Origin of the sequence: Kluyvera intermedia (genome assembly GCF_021440345.1) — a bacterium.
Lineage (GTDB): Bacteria > Pseudomonadota > Gammaproteobacteria > Enterobacterales > Enterobacteriaceae > Kluyvera > Kluyvera intermedia_A.
In genome coordinates this window covers 87576-101224 of sequence record NZ_JAKCNS010000041.1, presented here as the reverse complement: position 1 = coordinate 101224, position 13649 = coordinate 87576, and the positions used below count along the sequence as shown (strand labels likewise).

Here is a 13649-nt window from a genome sequence, read left to right as displayed (position 1 = left end):
GATTCGCTGAACGTCGGCGGTATGTTCGAAGCCTGGTTCTAAGCTAAAACGCGAGTCGGTTCCCCTCTCTCTTCATCGGGGAGAGGGGGGCCGACTTACTTCTGCCCTAATCTCTTCGCTATCCGCTCCAGCTTCATCATCAGCAGCAAAGTGATCGCCACCAGCACGATGGTCAACGCCGCGCCATCGGCAATATTTCCGCGATCGGTCAGGCTAAATATGGTGACCGGAAGCGTGGTCCATCCCGGTGGATAAATCATGACCGTCGCCCCCAGTTCGCCCATCGACAGCGAGAGGCTCAGCGCCAGCGCCGACATCATCCACGGCATCAGCAGCGGTAACGTCACGTGCCGCAGGCGATACCACGGCGAGGCGCCAAGGCTTGAGGCGACGTTTTCAATATCCGCCGACACGCGCGCCAGCCCGGTTGAGACGTTGCTGAACGTGAAAGCCGACACCAGTACGAAGTGCGCCGTCAGTACAATCCACAGCGTGCCGTTCATTTGCAGTGGCCCCTGGCTAAATGCCACCAGAATCCCCAACCCGATGGAAACGGAAGGGATTGCGCTGGGCAGATAAAACAGCATGCTCAGCCAGCGCTGTGCCTTCACGCCATACTGGCGCAGCGCCAGCGCCGCCCAAACGCCACACAGCAGTGCGAACAGGCTGGCACAAAAGCCGATAACCAGACTGGAAAAGAGCGCATCCCACGCGGCACCGCGGAAGGCGTTGACGAAATGGATAAGGGTGAAGCCGCTCGGCAAAATCCCGTTCCACTGCTGGCTCAGGCTGGACATTAAAATCACCGCCAGCGGCAGTAAAAAGAAGATGACGAACAGTGTCGTCGCCACCGCTCCCGCCGCAACGCGCCCTTTGCGTGACCAAATCAACATGGTTAGCTCCTTTTCCCACTGCGTGATGCCGCCAGCCGATACAGCGCGAACAGCCCGAGCGACAGCAGAATATTCATTAACGCAATCATGCAGGCGACGCTGTAGTCAGACTCCAGAATCGCTTTGCTGTAAACCATCATCGGCAGGGTATTCACGCCTTTGGCACCAATAAACAGCACAATGCCGAACTCGTTGGTGGTCAACAGCAGACACAGGCTACCGCCGGCCAATAGCGCCGGCAGCGCCGCGGGGAAAATCACCTGCGCAATCACCCGCAGCGGGTGGGCACCGAGAATGCTGGCGGCCTCCAGCTGGCTTTTATCAATTTGCCGCAGCGCGGCCATCAGCGGGCGCATCACCAGCGGGGTAAACACGGTAATCTCCGCCAGGATCACCCCCTGCATGGAGTAGAGAAAGTTGACCGGCGGCAGTTCAAAATCAAACAGGCTCATCAACGCGCCGTTCAGCAGCCCCGCCGAGCCATAGATGAAGGTAAACGCCAGGGTGATTAAAAAGGTCGGTAGCGCAATAAAGGTATCAACCACCCGGCCAATCAGGTCGCTACCGGGAAACGGAATAAACACCAGAATCAGCGACATCACGCTGCCCAGCACTAAACACCCGGCGGTGGCCAGCAGCGCGATTTGCAGCGTATTCATCAGCGCCGTCATAAAGCGTTTCGACTCAATCACCTGCCAGAAGGTTTGCAGGCCGATATTGCCGCTGTTATCGCGTAGCGCCTGCTCAATAATCAGCGACAGCGGCCAGAAGAACAGCGTTGCCAGCACCAGCAGCGGCAGAGATAACCACAGGAGCGGGCGCAGAAGCGGGGTCGATTTTTCCAGCGTTAGGGTGAGCGACATCGTTACACCTCAATCAGGACTGCGTCATCAGGCTCAAACCACAGCGCCAGCCGGTCACCGGCCTGCGGCAGCGGGTTCACATGGGTCATCACGATACGGACCGATTCCCCGCCGACATCACACAGCAGATGGGTTAAATCCCCCTGCCAGTGCACCGATTGCAGGGTGGCGTTGAAGCGGTTGCTGTTGGCCGAGCGCGGCGTCAGGCTCATATGCTGCGGGCGAATGCACAGCAGTTTGTTATAACCGTGATGGCTGCCCTGGCTAAACGCGCGAATCACCGCGCCGCCGCAGCTCACATCCACCAGACCTGGCGCATCGGTGGCGCCCAATGCGGTAGCGGAAAGAATATTGGCCCGGCCGAGGAATTCAGCGGCAAAGCGGTTAGGCGGATGCTGGTACAGCGCGCGGGTTTCACCGTGAGCAATCATCGAACCGTCTTTCATAATGCCGATTTTGTCGGCCAGCGTAAGCGCTTCGGTTTGATCGTGGGTGACGTAAAGAATGGTTAATTCCGGCATTTCGCGGTGAAGACGGGCAATTTCCTCCACCATATTGTGGCGAATTTGCGCATCCAGCGCGGAGAGCGGCTCATCCAACAGCAGTACGCGTGGGCGCACGGCAATGGCGCGGGCAATCGCCACGCGCTGCTGCTGCCCACCGGAAAGCTGATGCGGATAGCGGGTGGCATAATCGCTCATCCCTACGGTTTTGAGCGCCTGCACCACGCGTTCATTGATCAACGATTTGGGCTGTTTTTGCGCCCGCAGGCCAAACGCAACGTTATCTTCCACTTTGAGATGGGGGAACAGCGCGTAGTTTTGTACCACCATCGCCAGGCCGCGTTTGTAGGGCGGCAGATGGGTGACATCCGTATCACCAATCAAAATACGACCGCCCGCCGGCTGGGCAAACCCCGCCACCGCACGCAGCACCGTGGTTTTTCCCGAACCAGAGGGGCCAATTAGCGCCAGGACTTCTCCGGGCTCAATGGTTAAAGAGAGCGGTTTAAGTACCACGTTGCCGTGATACGCCACGCGCAGCAAGTCGAGGACAATCCCCGAAGTCCCCTGCGTTGCAGGGGTGTGAGCGGCGGTCGTTTTCATCAACATCAGGCTTACTCGCTGTCGGTCGCTTTGTGCCACTGGGCGATATCAGACGACAGTGATACCGCCACCTCATCCCAGTTTGGCTGCCAGCTTTGTACGCCCGCTAGCGCGGCGGTCGCCGCTTTATAGTGAGCGTCTTCCGGCGTCACATCGCTGCGAACCGGCATCCCCCAGGAGAGCGCGCTGACGCTGGTTTGCGCCTCTTTGCTCAGCAGGAAGTTGATCAGCTTTTTACCGTTTTCGCTCTCCGGTGCCCCCTGGACTAAGCCAATCACGTAAGGGATCGCCAGCGCGCTGCGTTCGCCCTTGTCGTTGGCCGGCCAGAAGATCTTCACGTTAGGGTTGCGTTCCATCTGCGCCAGGTTCATCTGCAGATCGCCGTTGGCCACATACAGTTCCCCCTTATTGACCAGCGCAGTCAGTTTGCCGGTTGACGCCGATGGCCCGACGTTATTGGCCTGCAGCTTGCCCAGATAATCAAACCCGGCCTCTTTACCGCCGAAGCTGTGGAAGGCTTGTAGCATCACCGCGGTGCCATCGGCCGCCTGGCCCGGCGTCGAGTATTGCAGTTTGTTTTTGTATTTGCCGTCGAGCAAATCTTGCCAGCTGGCGGGGGCGGTTTTCAGCAGTTTGTCGTTGTAGATAAAGCTCAGATAGTTCTTCACCAGCGGTGAGTAGGAGTCGTTCGCCCCCGGAATTGACGCGGCGGATTCGGTTTTAAAGTTCGCCAGCAGCTTTTCCGCCGCCGCACGCTGAATAAACGGCGGCGCGGTGACCAGCACATCAGCCTGCGGGTTGGTGCGCTCTTTGGCCAGACGCTCAACCACCACGCCACCGCCGCCTTCGACGTAGCGCACGGTAATGCCGGTCGCTTTGGTGAACGCGTCAAACTGCGTCTGATACCAGCTGTTATCGCCATCGTGCAAACCATCGATGGAGTAGACGGTGACCACCGATTCCGCCCAGGAAGGGGCGCTGGCGAGTGCAAACACGGACAGCAGAGCAAGTCGGGAGAGTTTCATCGTAATAGCCTCGTAGCGTATGTTTTGTTTTCTGGCCTATACCAGATTTGCTTTTTACGCTAAACGCCGATTATGACAAAACGATGAAAGGGGGAAGAAAAGTGCAGAGTGTCACCGAAGGAGCACGGCGCTCCCCCAGTTTTTTCAGTGGGTATCCACCTCAATGCGCAGGCTGTCGTGACGCCAGTACTCAATATCCAGATCGAGCACGCGGCCATGCTGATCGTAGTTGAGGCGGCGCAGCAGCAGCGCCGGACGCCCTTCCATCACGCCTAGCGCCTGTGCGGCCTGGGCGGGCATCGCGGTCGGATAAAACGACAGGTGCATGCTGGTATAGACAAGGTTGTAGTTGGCCTCATACACCTCGGTCAGGCTGCCGTTGAGATCGTACTGCAGCAGCTCCGGCACGCGGGCCGGCAGGCAGTGGTTTTCGCAATAGCAAACCGCGCGACCATCGGCGTAACGCAGACGTGTCAGCAGATAGATTTGATCGAACGGCTGCAATTGCAGCGGCTCCATCACCTCGACCGGCACGGTGGTTAACTGACCACTCAATAACGCGGTTTTCGGCTCGCGCCCCTGTTCGCGGCACAGCTTATGGAAGTTGGTGTTTTGGGTCGGATCCAGCCACAGACGCTCAGGCGTCACAAACCAACCGCGGCGATCGGCGCGCCAGATAAGCCCGCTGGACTCCAGCTGCGCCAGGCTTTCACGAATGGTAATACGCGTGGTGTTGAAGATCGCGCACAGTTCGCGTTCAGACGGCAGTTTATCGCCGCTTTTTAATGCACCGCTCTGAATGCGCGCCTGTAGCTGCGCCTTGATGAGCAGGTATTGGGGAATATCGCCTGGGATAGATTTCATGCTCGCTCGCTGTCACTTTTCCTGTCGTCATTATACAGATAAATACGCCAAATCCTTCGCCCTACTCACGTAGATGCTGCCTGAAGGATGACGGGGATAGATGAATTTTTTGTTGCAGCGCCATTTTCCCTTTGACCGTTTGCGGGAAAGATCGTCATGATAAATACAAATCTGGTATAGACCAAAGGTAAATAACATGACTTCGCGTAACTATCTGCTGCTGACCCCTGGCCCGTTGACCACCTCACGCACCGTGAAAGAAGCGATGCTGTTCGACAGCTGTACCTGGGATGACGATTACAACCTTGGCGTGGTTGAAGAGATCCGCCATCAGCTCACGTCGCTCGCCACCAAAGCGGAAGGCTACACCTCGGTACTGCTGCAGGGCAGCGGCAGCTATGCCGTCGAAGCCGTGCTGGGCAGCACGCTTGCGCCGCAGGATAAGGTGCTGATTGTCAGCAACGGCGCGTACGGCGCCCGGATGGTGGAAATGGCCACGATGATGGATATTGCCCACCACGCCTATGATTGCGGCGAAGTGATTCGCCCTGACGTCACGGCTATCGAGGCTATTTTGCAGGCCGATCGCACTATCACGCATATCGCCATGGTCCACAGTGAGACCACCACCGGGATGCTCAACCCGATCGCCGAGGTTGGCGCGTTGGCTCAGCGGTACGGCAAAACCTATATCGTTGACGCCATGAGCAGCTTCGGCGGCATCCCGATGGATATTGCCGCGCTGAACATCGACTATCTGATCAGCTCCGCCAACAAATGTATTCAGGGCGTGCCGGGCTTTGCCTTTGTGATAGCCCGTGCGGATAAACTGGCTGAATGCAAAGGCCGCTCTCGCTCCCTGTCGCTGGATCTCTACGCCCAGTGGCGCTGTATGGAGGATAACCACGGCAAGTGGCGCTTTACCTCGCCGACGCATACCGTGCTGGCGTTCGCCCAGGCGCTGAAAGAACTCGCCGACGAAGGCGGCGTTATCACACGTCATCAGCGTTACCAGCAAAACCAGCGCCGGCTGGTTGCCGGGATGCGCGAACTGGGCTTTAGCACCCTACTGGACGATGAGCTACATTCGCCGATCATCACCGCATTTTATTCGCCGGAAACCCCACAGTATCGCTTCAAAGAGTTCTACAACTTACTGAAAGAACAGGGCTTTGTTATCTATCCGGGCAAAGTGTCGCAAAGCGATTGCTTCCGCATTGGCAACATTGGCGAAGTCTACGATTCGGATATCTCCGCCCTGCTCACCGCCATCAAAAACGCCATGTACTGGACAAAATAAGGAGCCGTTATGAACTGTATTAATGCAGTGATCCTCGATTGGGCCGGTACCACCGTAGATTTTGGCTCCTTTGCGCCAACGCAAATCTTCGTCGAAGCCTTTCGTCGGGCGTTTGACGTGGAAATCACCCTCGCCGAGGCGCGGGTGCCGATGGGGTTGGGCAAATGGCAGCATATTGAAGCGCTGGGAAAACTACCCACCGTAGATGCGCGCTGGCAGGCTAAATTTGGCCATTCGATGACGTCTGAGGATATCGACGCTATTTATGCCACCTTTATGCCGCTACAAATCGCAAAAGTTGTTGATTTTTCCGCACCGATTGCAGGGGTTGTCGACACAATCGCCGCATTACGCGCTGACAACATCAAAATTGGCTCCTGCTCCGGCTACCCTCGCGCGGTGATGGAAAAGCTGGTCCCCGCCGCCGCCGAACACGGCTATGCGCCGGACCACTGGGTCGCCACTGACGACCTCGCCGCCGGTGGCCGTCCAGGCCCGTGGATGGCGCTGCAAAACGTCATCACACTGGGCGTTGATAACGTCGCCCACTGCGTGAAGGTGGATGACGCCGCGCCGGGTATTACCGAAGGGCTGAATGCCGGGATGTGGAGCGTGGGTCTGGCGCTATCCGGCAATGAATTTGGGGCTACATGGGAGGAATTTCAGGCGATGACGGCGGAGGAAATTGCCACTCGCCGCGAGCACGCGGCCGGGAAACTCTACGCCGCAGGGGCGCACTATGTGGTGGATTCGCTGGCGGATTTACCGGGCGTCATTGCCGATATTAACGCCCGCCTGGCGAAGGGCGAGCGCCCGTAAACGCCGCTGTTATCCAGCCTGCCGGGCAATAATGCCGCAGGCTGGATAAAGCACTCGCAAGGTTTTCTAGTCAAAACTAAGGCTTAATCTTCACCTTAACGGTCACCAGCAGCGCGGTGAGCAGCATCAATATGCCGGAGAGAATAAGCGGCGAAACCAGGCCCAGGCGATCTAACGCAAAACCGCCCACCGCCGCGCCGCAGGTATTCGCCAACTGAATGACCGCCACCTGAATAGAACCGGCTTTTTCCGCCTGATCGGCCAGCGAGCGGGTGATCCACGTTGACCAGCCTACCGGCACCAGCGCAAACGCCAGACCCCAGACAATCGCAATGCCCGCCGCCACCACTTTATCGTTGCCCCACAGCACCAGCACCAGTGCGCTCAAAGCCAGCACGAAAGGAGCGCCAGCCAGCGCCAGTTTGACCGAACGCTTGAGAATGACCGACGAGAACGAGGTGCCGACAAAGCTGGCGATACCAAAACTCAGCAGCACCAGCGTCAGGCCATCGACATCAAACCCGGCCAGATTCATATACACCGGGCGAATGTAGGTGAAAAAGGCAAACTGCCCGGCGAACGACATGAAGATGGCGATCATCCCGGCCATCACGCCAGGACGCTGCAGCAGGCTGAACATGTTTTGTTTCTGGTGGGCAGGTTCACCCGGCAGAGAAGGCAGGGCTTTGAGTACCCAAAGCGTACACAGCACGCCCATCACCGCCGCGCCGTTAAAGACGTTACGCCAGCCGATAATCCCGCCTAAAAAGCTGCCCAGCGGGGCCGCTATCACCAGCGCAATCGACACCGCGCCAAATATCACCGACAGCGCTTTCGGCACCGTCCGCGCGGGAACGAGACGCATGGTCAACGACGCCGACATGGCCCAGAACCCGCCCAGCGCCAGCCCCAGACAGGCGCGGCCTAACAGCAGCAGCGTGAATGAGTTGGAGAACGACACCAGCAGACAAGAGAGCGTGAGCAGGATAGAAAACAGAATCACCACGTAGCGACGGTTGGTGGCACCGATCGCCTGGGTAATGAACAGGCTGGCGAACATGGCGACAAATGCGGTGACTGTAACGGACTGCCCGGCCACGCCCTCAGAAATGCCGAGGTCTTGCGCCATCGGCGTCAGTAGGCTGACCGGTAGAAACTCGACGGTAATCAGGCAGGCGACGCAAAACGCGACGGCAAACACTGCCGACCAGTTGGGCCGCGCGACGCCCTCAGCGCGGGTTTTTTCTTCGATATGTGTGCTCATTATTGTTACCTGCGGAGGAGTTTTTGGAGAAAAGCCACGCAGTGTAACATTTTAGATGTGACGTATTTAACGTTTTGGCAACTGCCGTCGCGGTATCGCATTTTCTCAGCGGCCCGGATAGGCGCTGAAACCTATTCGGGCGACTGAATCATTCACCGCGCGCCGATTTGACCAGACCGCTAATCCACTCCTGATGGCCGTTAATCATCGGATTCGGCAGAGTACGCGCCAGCTCCTGCGCCGGAACGCCAATCTGTGATTCCTGGGTCAGGATACGCACGCGGCCGCCCGGTAAATCTTCAAACAGCCAGGCGTGAATCACGTCGAGACGCGTGGTGGCATCGCCTTCAGCCCAACCGTGCCACGCGATACGCGCGGCCAGGCCATCAACCGGCGGCACATATTCCGTGATTTGCGCTTCAATCGGGAAACCGAAGGTGGAAAAACGGAAACGGGCGTTGGCGCTGAGTCGCGGGCCGCTGCCATCGTGGAAGTGAATATCAGCGACGTTGCTGTAATAGGTAGGCCACCGCGTGGTGTCATCAAGCTGCGCCCAGATCTGTTTGGCCGTCAGGCCGCTAACGATGATTTCATTGGAGGCAAAGTTGTCGGTGGTGCCCGGCAGATACGCTTCTGGCCAGACAATGGCGCTTTGTTGCATGGACTGTTTCATGATGAACCTCGTGAGTCATATTGTTGATGAGGTTCATCATGCATCCGCGAGTGATATAAATATAATCACCATTATAAATAATCAACATCACACAGAGTGATATCAGTGCAGCCAGTGGACGCCATTTTCTTCGTGGAACAATGCGTTATAGCGATGCTGGAACGCGTTCAGCTCATTGAAATCCGGCTCCAGCTCACGCATAAAGCTCATCGCCAGACGTATCTGGGCGTCGGTTATCGGCGCCGCCAGGCGGGCTTTTTGCAGCAGCCGGTGCCAGCGCACCAGCGTTTGCTCACTGCCGTCGACGATGCACACCTGCCAAATCAGCAATACCTGCGCCGCATTCTGCAAATGCGCTTCATTTGGCCGTTCCAGGTAGCGTAAATACTCATCGCCCTGCACCTTCCCCAGCTGGTCAATCATCGACTCTACCGGCTCCGGTGTAATCGCCAATCGCTCACTTAAACGGCGAATCGCCCGTCGCGGCCCGGAAGTGAGGATCCGAAACCCGACAACAAAGACCACGACCAATGTGGCCAGCATAATCCAGACCATGAGTTCTCCTGTCTCTTTAGCGCCCATGATATCTGGAAACCACCCACCTGTACTAATCCACCAGCGTGATCTTCAGCGCAAATAACACTGCCACCGCGACCACGCACAGATTCAGCTCGCGCCAACGTCCGGTAAACAGTTTCATAATGCAGTACGACATAAAGCCCAGCGCGATACCTTCGGTGATAGAGAAACTAAACGGCATCATTACGGTGGTAATAAACGCGGGCACCGATTCGGTCAAGTCATCCCAGTTGACCCGCGCCAGGCTCGATGTCATCAGCACACCGACGAAAATCAGCGCCCCCGCCGTGGCATAGGCGGGAACCATCCCCACTAGCGGCGAGAAAAACATCACCAGTAAAAACAAGACGCCAACCACAATGGCCGTCAGCCCCGTACGGCCGCCAACCGCTACGCCGGAAGTGCTCTCAATATACGCGGTGACTGAAGAAGTGCCGATAAAGGCCCCGGCGATTGAACTGAGGCTATCGACATACAACGCTCTATTCATGCCGGGGAATTTACCATTACTATCGATTAGCCCAGCTTTATCCGTGACGCCAATTAATGTTCCTGATGAATCAAATAAATTGATCAGCATAAAAGAAAAAATAATCCCGGCCAGATCAAGCGATAGCGCGCCGCGTAAATCAACCTCACCGATCATGCCGCTAATACTTGGTGGAATAGAATAAACGCCATTAAAATGAACATCACCGAAAAATAACCCGCAGCAGGATGTCACCACAATGGAAACCAGTACCGCCGCATGGAAATTTCGTGATGACAGGACGGCGATAATAAAGAAGCCTAAAATACCAAGTAGTACGGAATGAGAATTTAAGTCACCAATAGCGACCAGCGTATCGCTGTTGGCGATAATGACGCCAGCATTTTTTAACCCCATCAGCGCAATAAATAAGCCAATGCCGCTGGTGATGCCGACGCGTAAATTGACAGGGATATTTGAAATCATCCAGTAACGAATCCGAAAAAGCGTCAGTAAAAATAATCCGACAGCTCCCCAGAATATAGCTCCCATCCCCGTTTGCCAGCTGACGCCGACCGCTCCTACCACCACGAAGGCGAAAAAGGCATTCAGGCCCATCGCCGGTGCCAGAGCAACGGGAAGGTTAGCAATGAGTCCCATTGCGATGCTGCCTATACCGGCAATCAGGCAGGTGGTGACAAACACCACCTTGGGGTCCATTTGCGCGGCGCCCAATATTTGAGGGTTAACGAACACGATGTACACCATGGTTAAAAAAGTTGTCATTCCGGCAATCATTTCGGTACGCACGGTCGTACCATGTTGATGAAGCTTAAATAAGCTGGCAAGACGACCTGATTTATTATCTACATCATCAACCAACTGACCTTTCATTTTTTCTTCCATTTATTCAGAGATAATGTCATCTCTTTTTAAAGTATCTGCCAACCTTGATTCAGTGATTGCAATCACATTGCCAAGGTACGTTAGTCGATAGACTGAAAATAATTACCAAAAATATTTAGCGATAAATAAGAATCAAATTGATAAAATCAAAATGAGAAAAACATGAATAATCCCATTAACTATAAATTTCATTATATTAGTCGCCAGGAACAGCAGGAATTGTTAGCCGTTTCGCGTGGCGAGGCCGTTGCCGATTATATTATTGATAATGTCCGGCTGCTTGATTTAATCAATGGCGGTGATATCGCCGGCCCTATCGTGATTAAGGGGAGACATATTGCCGGTATCGGCGTCGAATACACTGATGCCCCCGCACGGCAGTGCGTCGATGCGCACGGCGCGACGGCGGTTCCCGGCTTTATCGACGCCCATTTACATATTGAGTCCAGTATGATGACGCCGGTCACGTTTGAAACCGCAACGCTACCGCGCGGGCTCACCACCGTCATCTGCGACCCGCATGAAATCGTCAACGTCATGGGTGAAGCCGGGTTTGCCTGGTTCGTCCGCTGTGCCGAACAGGCCATGCAAAACCAGTATCTGCAGGTCAGCTCCTGCGTGCCTGCGCTGGCGGGCTGCGATGTAAACGGTGCGGACTTTCCCCTCGAAAAAATGGTGAAATGGCGCGATCACCCGTTAGTCACCGGGCTGGCGGAGATGATGGACTACCCCGGCGTAGTCGCCGGACAAGACGTTCAGCTCAATAAAATCGACGCCTTTCGCCGCCTGACGATCGACGGCCACTGTCCGGGATTGGGCGGTAAGGCGCTGAACGCCTACATCGCGGCCGGAGTGGAAAACTGCCACGAAAGCTATCTGCTGGAAGAGGGTCGACGCAAACTCGAGCTGGGGATGGCACTGATGATGCGAGAAGGGTCGGCCGCCCGTAATCTCAACGCGCTGGCTCCGCTGCTGAACGCCTTCAACAGCCCGCAGTGCATGCTGTGTACCGACGATCGTAACCCGTGGGAAATTGCCCATGAAGGGCATATTGACGCGCTGATTCGCCGTCTCATTTTACAGCATAACGTACCGCCACACGTGGCCTATCGCGTCGCCAGCTGGTCCGCCGCACGCCACTTCGGCCTGCATCATCTGGGCCTTGTGGCACCGGGAAAACAGGCCGATATTGTGCTGCTAAGCGATGTCCACAACGTGACGGTGCAGCAGGTGTTTATCAAAGGTCAGCCTATTGATGCCGACACCCTACAGTCGCAGGAGCCCACCCGGCTTGAGCAAACGGCCCCACCGTATGGCAACACCATTGCCCGCCAGCCCGTTTCCGCGAGCGATTTCGCCCTGCACTTCACGCCAGGCAAGCGCTACCGGGTGATCGAAGTGATTGCCAACGAGCTGGTGACGCCCGCCGGATCCACGCGGTACACGGAAAATGGCTTTGAACGTGAGGATATTTGCTACATCGCGGTGCTCGATCGCTATGGTCACCAGCTTCCTCCGGCCTGTGGTTTGTTGGGCCACTTTGGGTTACGCGAAGGCGCACTGGCCTCGACCGTCAGCCATGACAGCCATAATATTGTGGTGATCGGTCGTCGCGCCGAGGAGATGGCGCTGGCGGTGAATCAGGTGATTGCCGATGGTGGCGGGCAGTGCGTGGTGCGCGAAGGCAAAGTACAAAGCCACCTGCCGCTGCCCATTGCAGGCCTTATGAGCACCGACACCGCCGACACGCTGGCGGCGAAAATCGACGATTTGAAGGCCGCTGGCCGCGCTTGCGGTTCGCTCCCGGATGAGCCGTTTATCCAGATGGCGTTTCTCTCGCTGCCGGTTATCCCGGCATTAAAACTCACCAGCATGGGGCTTTTTGACGGCGAAACGTTTACATTTACCGCTCAGGAGATCGCTGACTCGCATCAGAAAACCGCAACCGGAGAGTGAACCAGGGGATGAAAACGGATATCCGTACGCTCGACCTTAACCTGCTGAAAACGCTGGATGCACTGCTGGATGAGCGCAGCGTGACGCGCGCGGCGGCGCGATTGTCGCTCACTCAGCCCGCCGTCAGCGGTATGTTGACCCGTCTACGGGATAACTTCGATGACCCGCTGTTTATTCGCGCACCGCACGGCATGGTGCCCACGCTGCGCGCCCAGCAGCTCGCGCCGACGGTGAAAAAGATTCTGAGCGATATCAATGCGCTGCTTCAACCCGCCGAATTTGATCCGCGCACCGCCGAACTCACTTTCACTCTCGCCGCCACCGACTACGCCTTAAAAGCGGTGGTGGTGCCGTTTATTGCCGCGCTGAAAGTACAAGCGCCGGGTATCCGCGTGCGGGTGGTTCCGGTCGAACCCGAGCGATTAAGCAGCCAGTTTGAGCAGGGAAAGATCGATCTCGCGCTGCTCACGCCCAACACCACTCCTGGCGATCTACACAGCCGCACGCTGTACGAGGAGCGCTACGTCTGCATGCTGCGCGCCGAACATCCGGACGCCCAACGACCGCTGACGCTCGACCGCTTCTGCTCGCTGGAGCATATTCTGGTCTCCTACGAAGGGGAAAGTTTCTGGGGTGTCACCGACGATGCGCTGGCTAAAGTGGGCCGCAAGCGGCGTATTGGGTTGTCGGTCAGCAGTTTCCTGGTGCTACCGGAGGTGCTGGCGGTGAGCGAAATGATCGCGGTCGTGCCCAGCCGAATGGCCCGTTCACCGGCGTTGATTTGCGTCCAGAAACCACCGGTTGAGATCCCAGGGTTCACCAAAAGCATGGCCTGGCACGAACGCAGCCACCGCGACACGGCGCAGCAGTGGTTGCGTGAACTGCTGCATGAAACCAGCCAGCGCGAAGCATAAAAAAAGCCCGGCGCAGTG

Annotated in this window: 13 protein-coding genes; 4 read left to right on the top strand and 9 right to left on the bottom strand. The window is 56.7% G+C overall.

Features of this window, described 5'->3' with window-relative positions; translation table 11 throughout:
- Positions 1-95: 95 nt before the first annotated feature.
- The 5 genes from phnV to phnR all read right to left on the bottom strand — a co-directional run bounded on the left by phnV (position 96) and on the right by phnR (position 4751).
- Positions 96-893 (bottom strand): 2-aminoethylphosphonate ABC transport system, membrane component PhnV, encoded by a 798-nt coding sequence (gene phnV / locus LZ634_RS12775; RefSeq protein WP_234505586.1) that lies wholly within the window; start codon positions 891-893, stop codon positions 96-98.
- A 2-nt stretch (positions 894-895) separates the two neighbouring features.
- Positions 896-1756, bottom strand: a complete 861-nt coding sequence (phnU, locus tag LZ634_RS12770) for a 2-aminoethylphosphonate ABC transporter permease subunit (RefSeq protein WP_234505585.1) — start codon at positions 1754-1756, stop codon at positions 896-898.
- 2 nt (positions 1757-1758) lie between these two features.
- Positions 1759-2868 (bottom strand): 2-aminoethylphosphonate ABC transport system ATP-binding subunit PhnT, encoded by a 1110-nt coding sequence (gene phnT, locus LZ634_RS12765; protein WP_234505582.1) that lies wholly within the window; start codon positions 2866-2868, stop codon positions 1759-1761.
- A gap of 5 nt (positions 2869-2873) precedes the next feature.
- Positions 2874-3887, bottom strand: coding sequence for a 2-aminoethylphosphonate ABC transporter substrate-binding protein (gene phnS, locus LZ634_RS12760; protein ID WP_234505579.1), 1014 nt, complete (start codon positions 3885-3887; stop codon positions 2874-2876).
- A 144-nt stretch (positions 3888-4031) separates the two neighbouring features.
- Positions 4032-4751: a phosphonate utilization transcriptional regulator PhnR gene (gene phnR / locus LZ634_RS12755; protein WP_061280525.1), complete on the bottom strand. Its 720-nt coding sequence runs from the start codon at positions 4749-4751 to the stop codon at positions 4032-4034.
- Between the two features lie 196 nt (positions 4752-4947).
- Between phnR and phnW the strand changes: the two genes are divergently transcribed.
- Positions 4948-6051 (top strand): 2-aminoethylphosphonate--pyruvate transaminase, encoded by a 1104-nt coding sequence (phnW, locus tag LZ634_RS12750; RefSeq protein ID WP_234505576.1) that lies wholly within the window; start codon positions 4948-4950, stop codon positions 6049-6051.
- A gap of 9 nt (positions 6052-6060) precedes the next feature.
- Positions 6061-6870 carry a phosphonoacetaldehyde hydrolase gene (gene phnX, locus LZ634_RS12745; RefSeq protein ID WP_234505571.1) on the top strand — a complete coding sequence of 270 codons (810 nt, stop codon included), beginning with the start codon at positions 6061-6063 and terminating at the stop codon, positions 6868-6870.
- A 76-nt stretch (positions 6871-6946) separates the two neighbouring features.
- Here the strand turns inward: phnX and nepI are convergent, their stop codons facing one another.
- The 4 genes from nepI to LZ634_RS12725 all read right to left on the bottom strand — a co-directional run bounded on the left by nepI (position 6947) and on the right by LZ634_RS12725 (position 10749).
- Positions 6947-8134 carry a purine ribonucleoside efflux pump NepI gene (nepI, locus tag LZ634_RS12740; RefSeq protein WP_234505568.1) on the bottom strand — a complete coding sequence of 396 codons (1188 nt, stop codon included), beginning with the start codon at positions 8132-8134 and terminating at the stop codon, positions 6947-6949.
- Positions 8135-8282: 148 nt separating this feature from the next.
- Positions 8283-8795, bottom strand: a complete 513-nt coding sequence (locus tag LZ634_RS12735) for an SRPBCC domain-containing protein (RefSeq protein WP_234505601.1) — start codon at positions 8793-8795, stop codon at positions 8283-8285.
- A 114-nt stretch (positions 8796-8909) separates the two neighbouring features.
- Positions 8910-9362: a DUF1198 domain-containing protein gene (locus LZ634_RS12730; RefSeq protein ID WP_234505565.1), complete on the bottom strand. Its 453-nt coding sequence runs from the start codon at positions 9360-9362 to the stop codon at positions 8910-8912.
- Between the two features lie 52 nt (positions 9363-9414).
- Complete coding sequence (locus LZ634_RS12725) at positions 9415-10749, bottom strand: NCS2 family permease (protein ID WP_234505598.1); 1335 nt, start codon at positions 10747-10749, stop codon at positions 9415-9417.
- 174 nt (positions 10750-10923) lie between these two features.
- Between LZ634_RS12725 and adeD the strand changes: the two genes are divergently transcribed.
- Both adeD and LZ634_RS12715 read left to right on the top strand, forming a co-directional pair.
- Positions 10924-12717, top strand: a complete 1794-nt coding sequence (gene adeD / locus LZ634_RS12720) for an adenine deaminase (RefSeq protein ID WP_234505562.1) — start codon at positions 10924-10926, stop codon at positions 12715-12717.
- An 8-nt stretch (positions 12718-12725) separates the two neighbouring features.
- A complete protein-coding gene (locus LZ634_RS12715) occupies positions 12726-13631 on the top strand; it encodes a LysR family transcriptional regulator (protein ID WP_234505559.1) in 906 nt (301 codons plus the stop codon).
- Positions 13632-13649: the final 18 nt, after the last annotated feature.

Bases quoted from the DNA above. Each gene is read 5' to 3' on its own strand.
- phnR (WP_061280525.1), bottom strand. From the start codon at position 4,751: ATGAAATCTATCCCAGGCGATATTCCCCAATACCTGCTCATCAAGGCG.
- phnX (WP_234505571.1), top strand. From the start codon at position 6,061: ATGAACTGTATTAATGCAGTGATCCTCGATTGGGCCGGTACCACCGTA.
- phnU (WP_234505585.1), bottom strand. From the start codon at position 1,756: ATGTCGCTCACCCTAACGCTGGAAAAATCGACCCCGCTTCTGCGCCCG.
- LZ634_RS12715 (WP_234505559.1), top strand. From the start codon at position 12,726: ATGAAAACGGATATCCGTACGCTCGACCTTAACCTGCTGAAAACGCTG.
- phnV (WP_234505586.1), bottom strand. From the start codon at position 893: ATGTTGATTTGGTCACGCAAAGGGCGCGTTGCGGCGGGAGCGGTGGCG.
- phnW (WP_234505576.1), top strand. From the start codon at position 4,948: ATGACTTCGCGTAACTATCTGCTGCTGACCCCTGGCCCGTTGACCACC.
- phnS (WP_234505579.1), bottom strand. From the start codon at position 3,887: ATGAAACTCTCCCGACTTGCTCTGCTGTCCGTGTTTGCACTCGCCAGC.
- nepI (WP_234505568.1), bottom strand. From the start codon at position 8,134: ATGAGCACACATATCGAAGAAAAAACCCGCGCTGAGGGCGTCGCGCGG.
- LZ634_RS12730 (WP_234505565.1), bottom strand. From the start codon at position 9,362: ATGGTCTGGATTATGCTGGCCACATTGGTCGTGGTCTTTGTTGTCGGG.
- phnT (WP_234505582.1), bottom strand. From the start codon at position 2,868: ATGTTGATGAAAACGACCGCCGCTCACACCCCTGCAACGCAGGGGACT.
- LZ634_RS12725 (WP_234505598.1), bottom strand. From the start codon at position 10,749: ATGAAAGGTCAGTTGGTTGATGATGTAGATAATAAATCAGGTCGTCTT.
- LZ634_RS12735 (WP_234505601.1), bottom strand. From the start codon at position 8,795: ATGCAACAAAGCGCCATTGTCTGGCCAGAAGCGTATCTGCCGGGCACC.
- adeD (WP_234505562.1), top strand. From the start codon at position 10,924: ATGAATAATCCCATTAACTATAAATTTCATTATATTAGTCGCCAGGAA.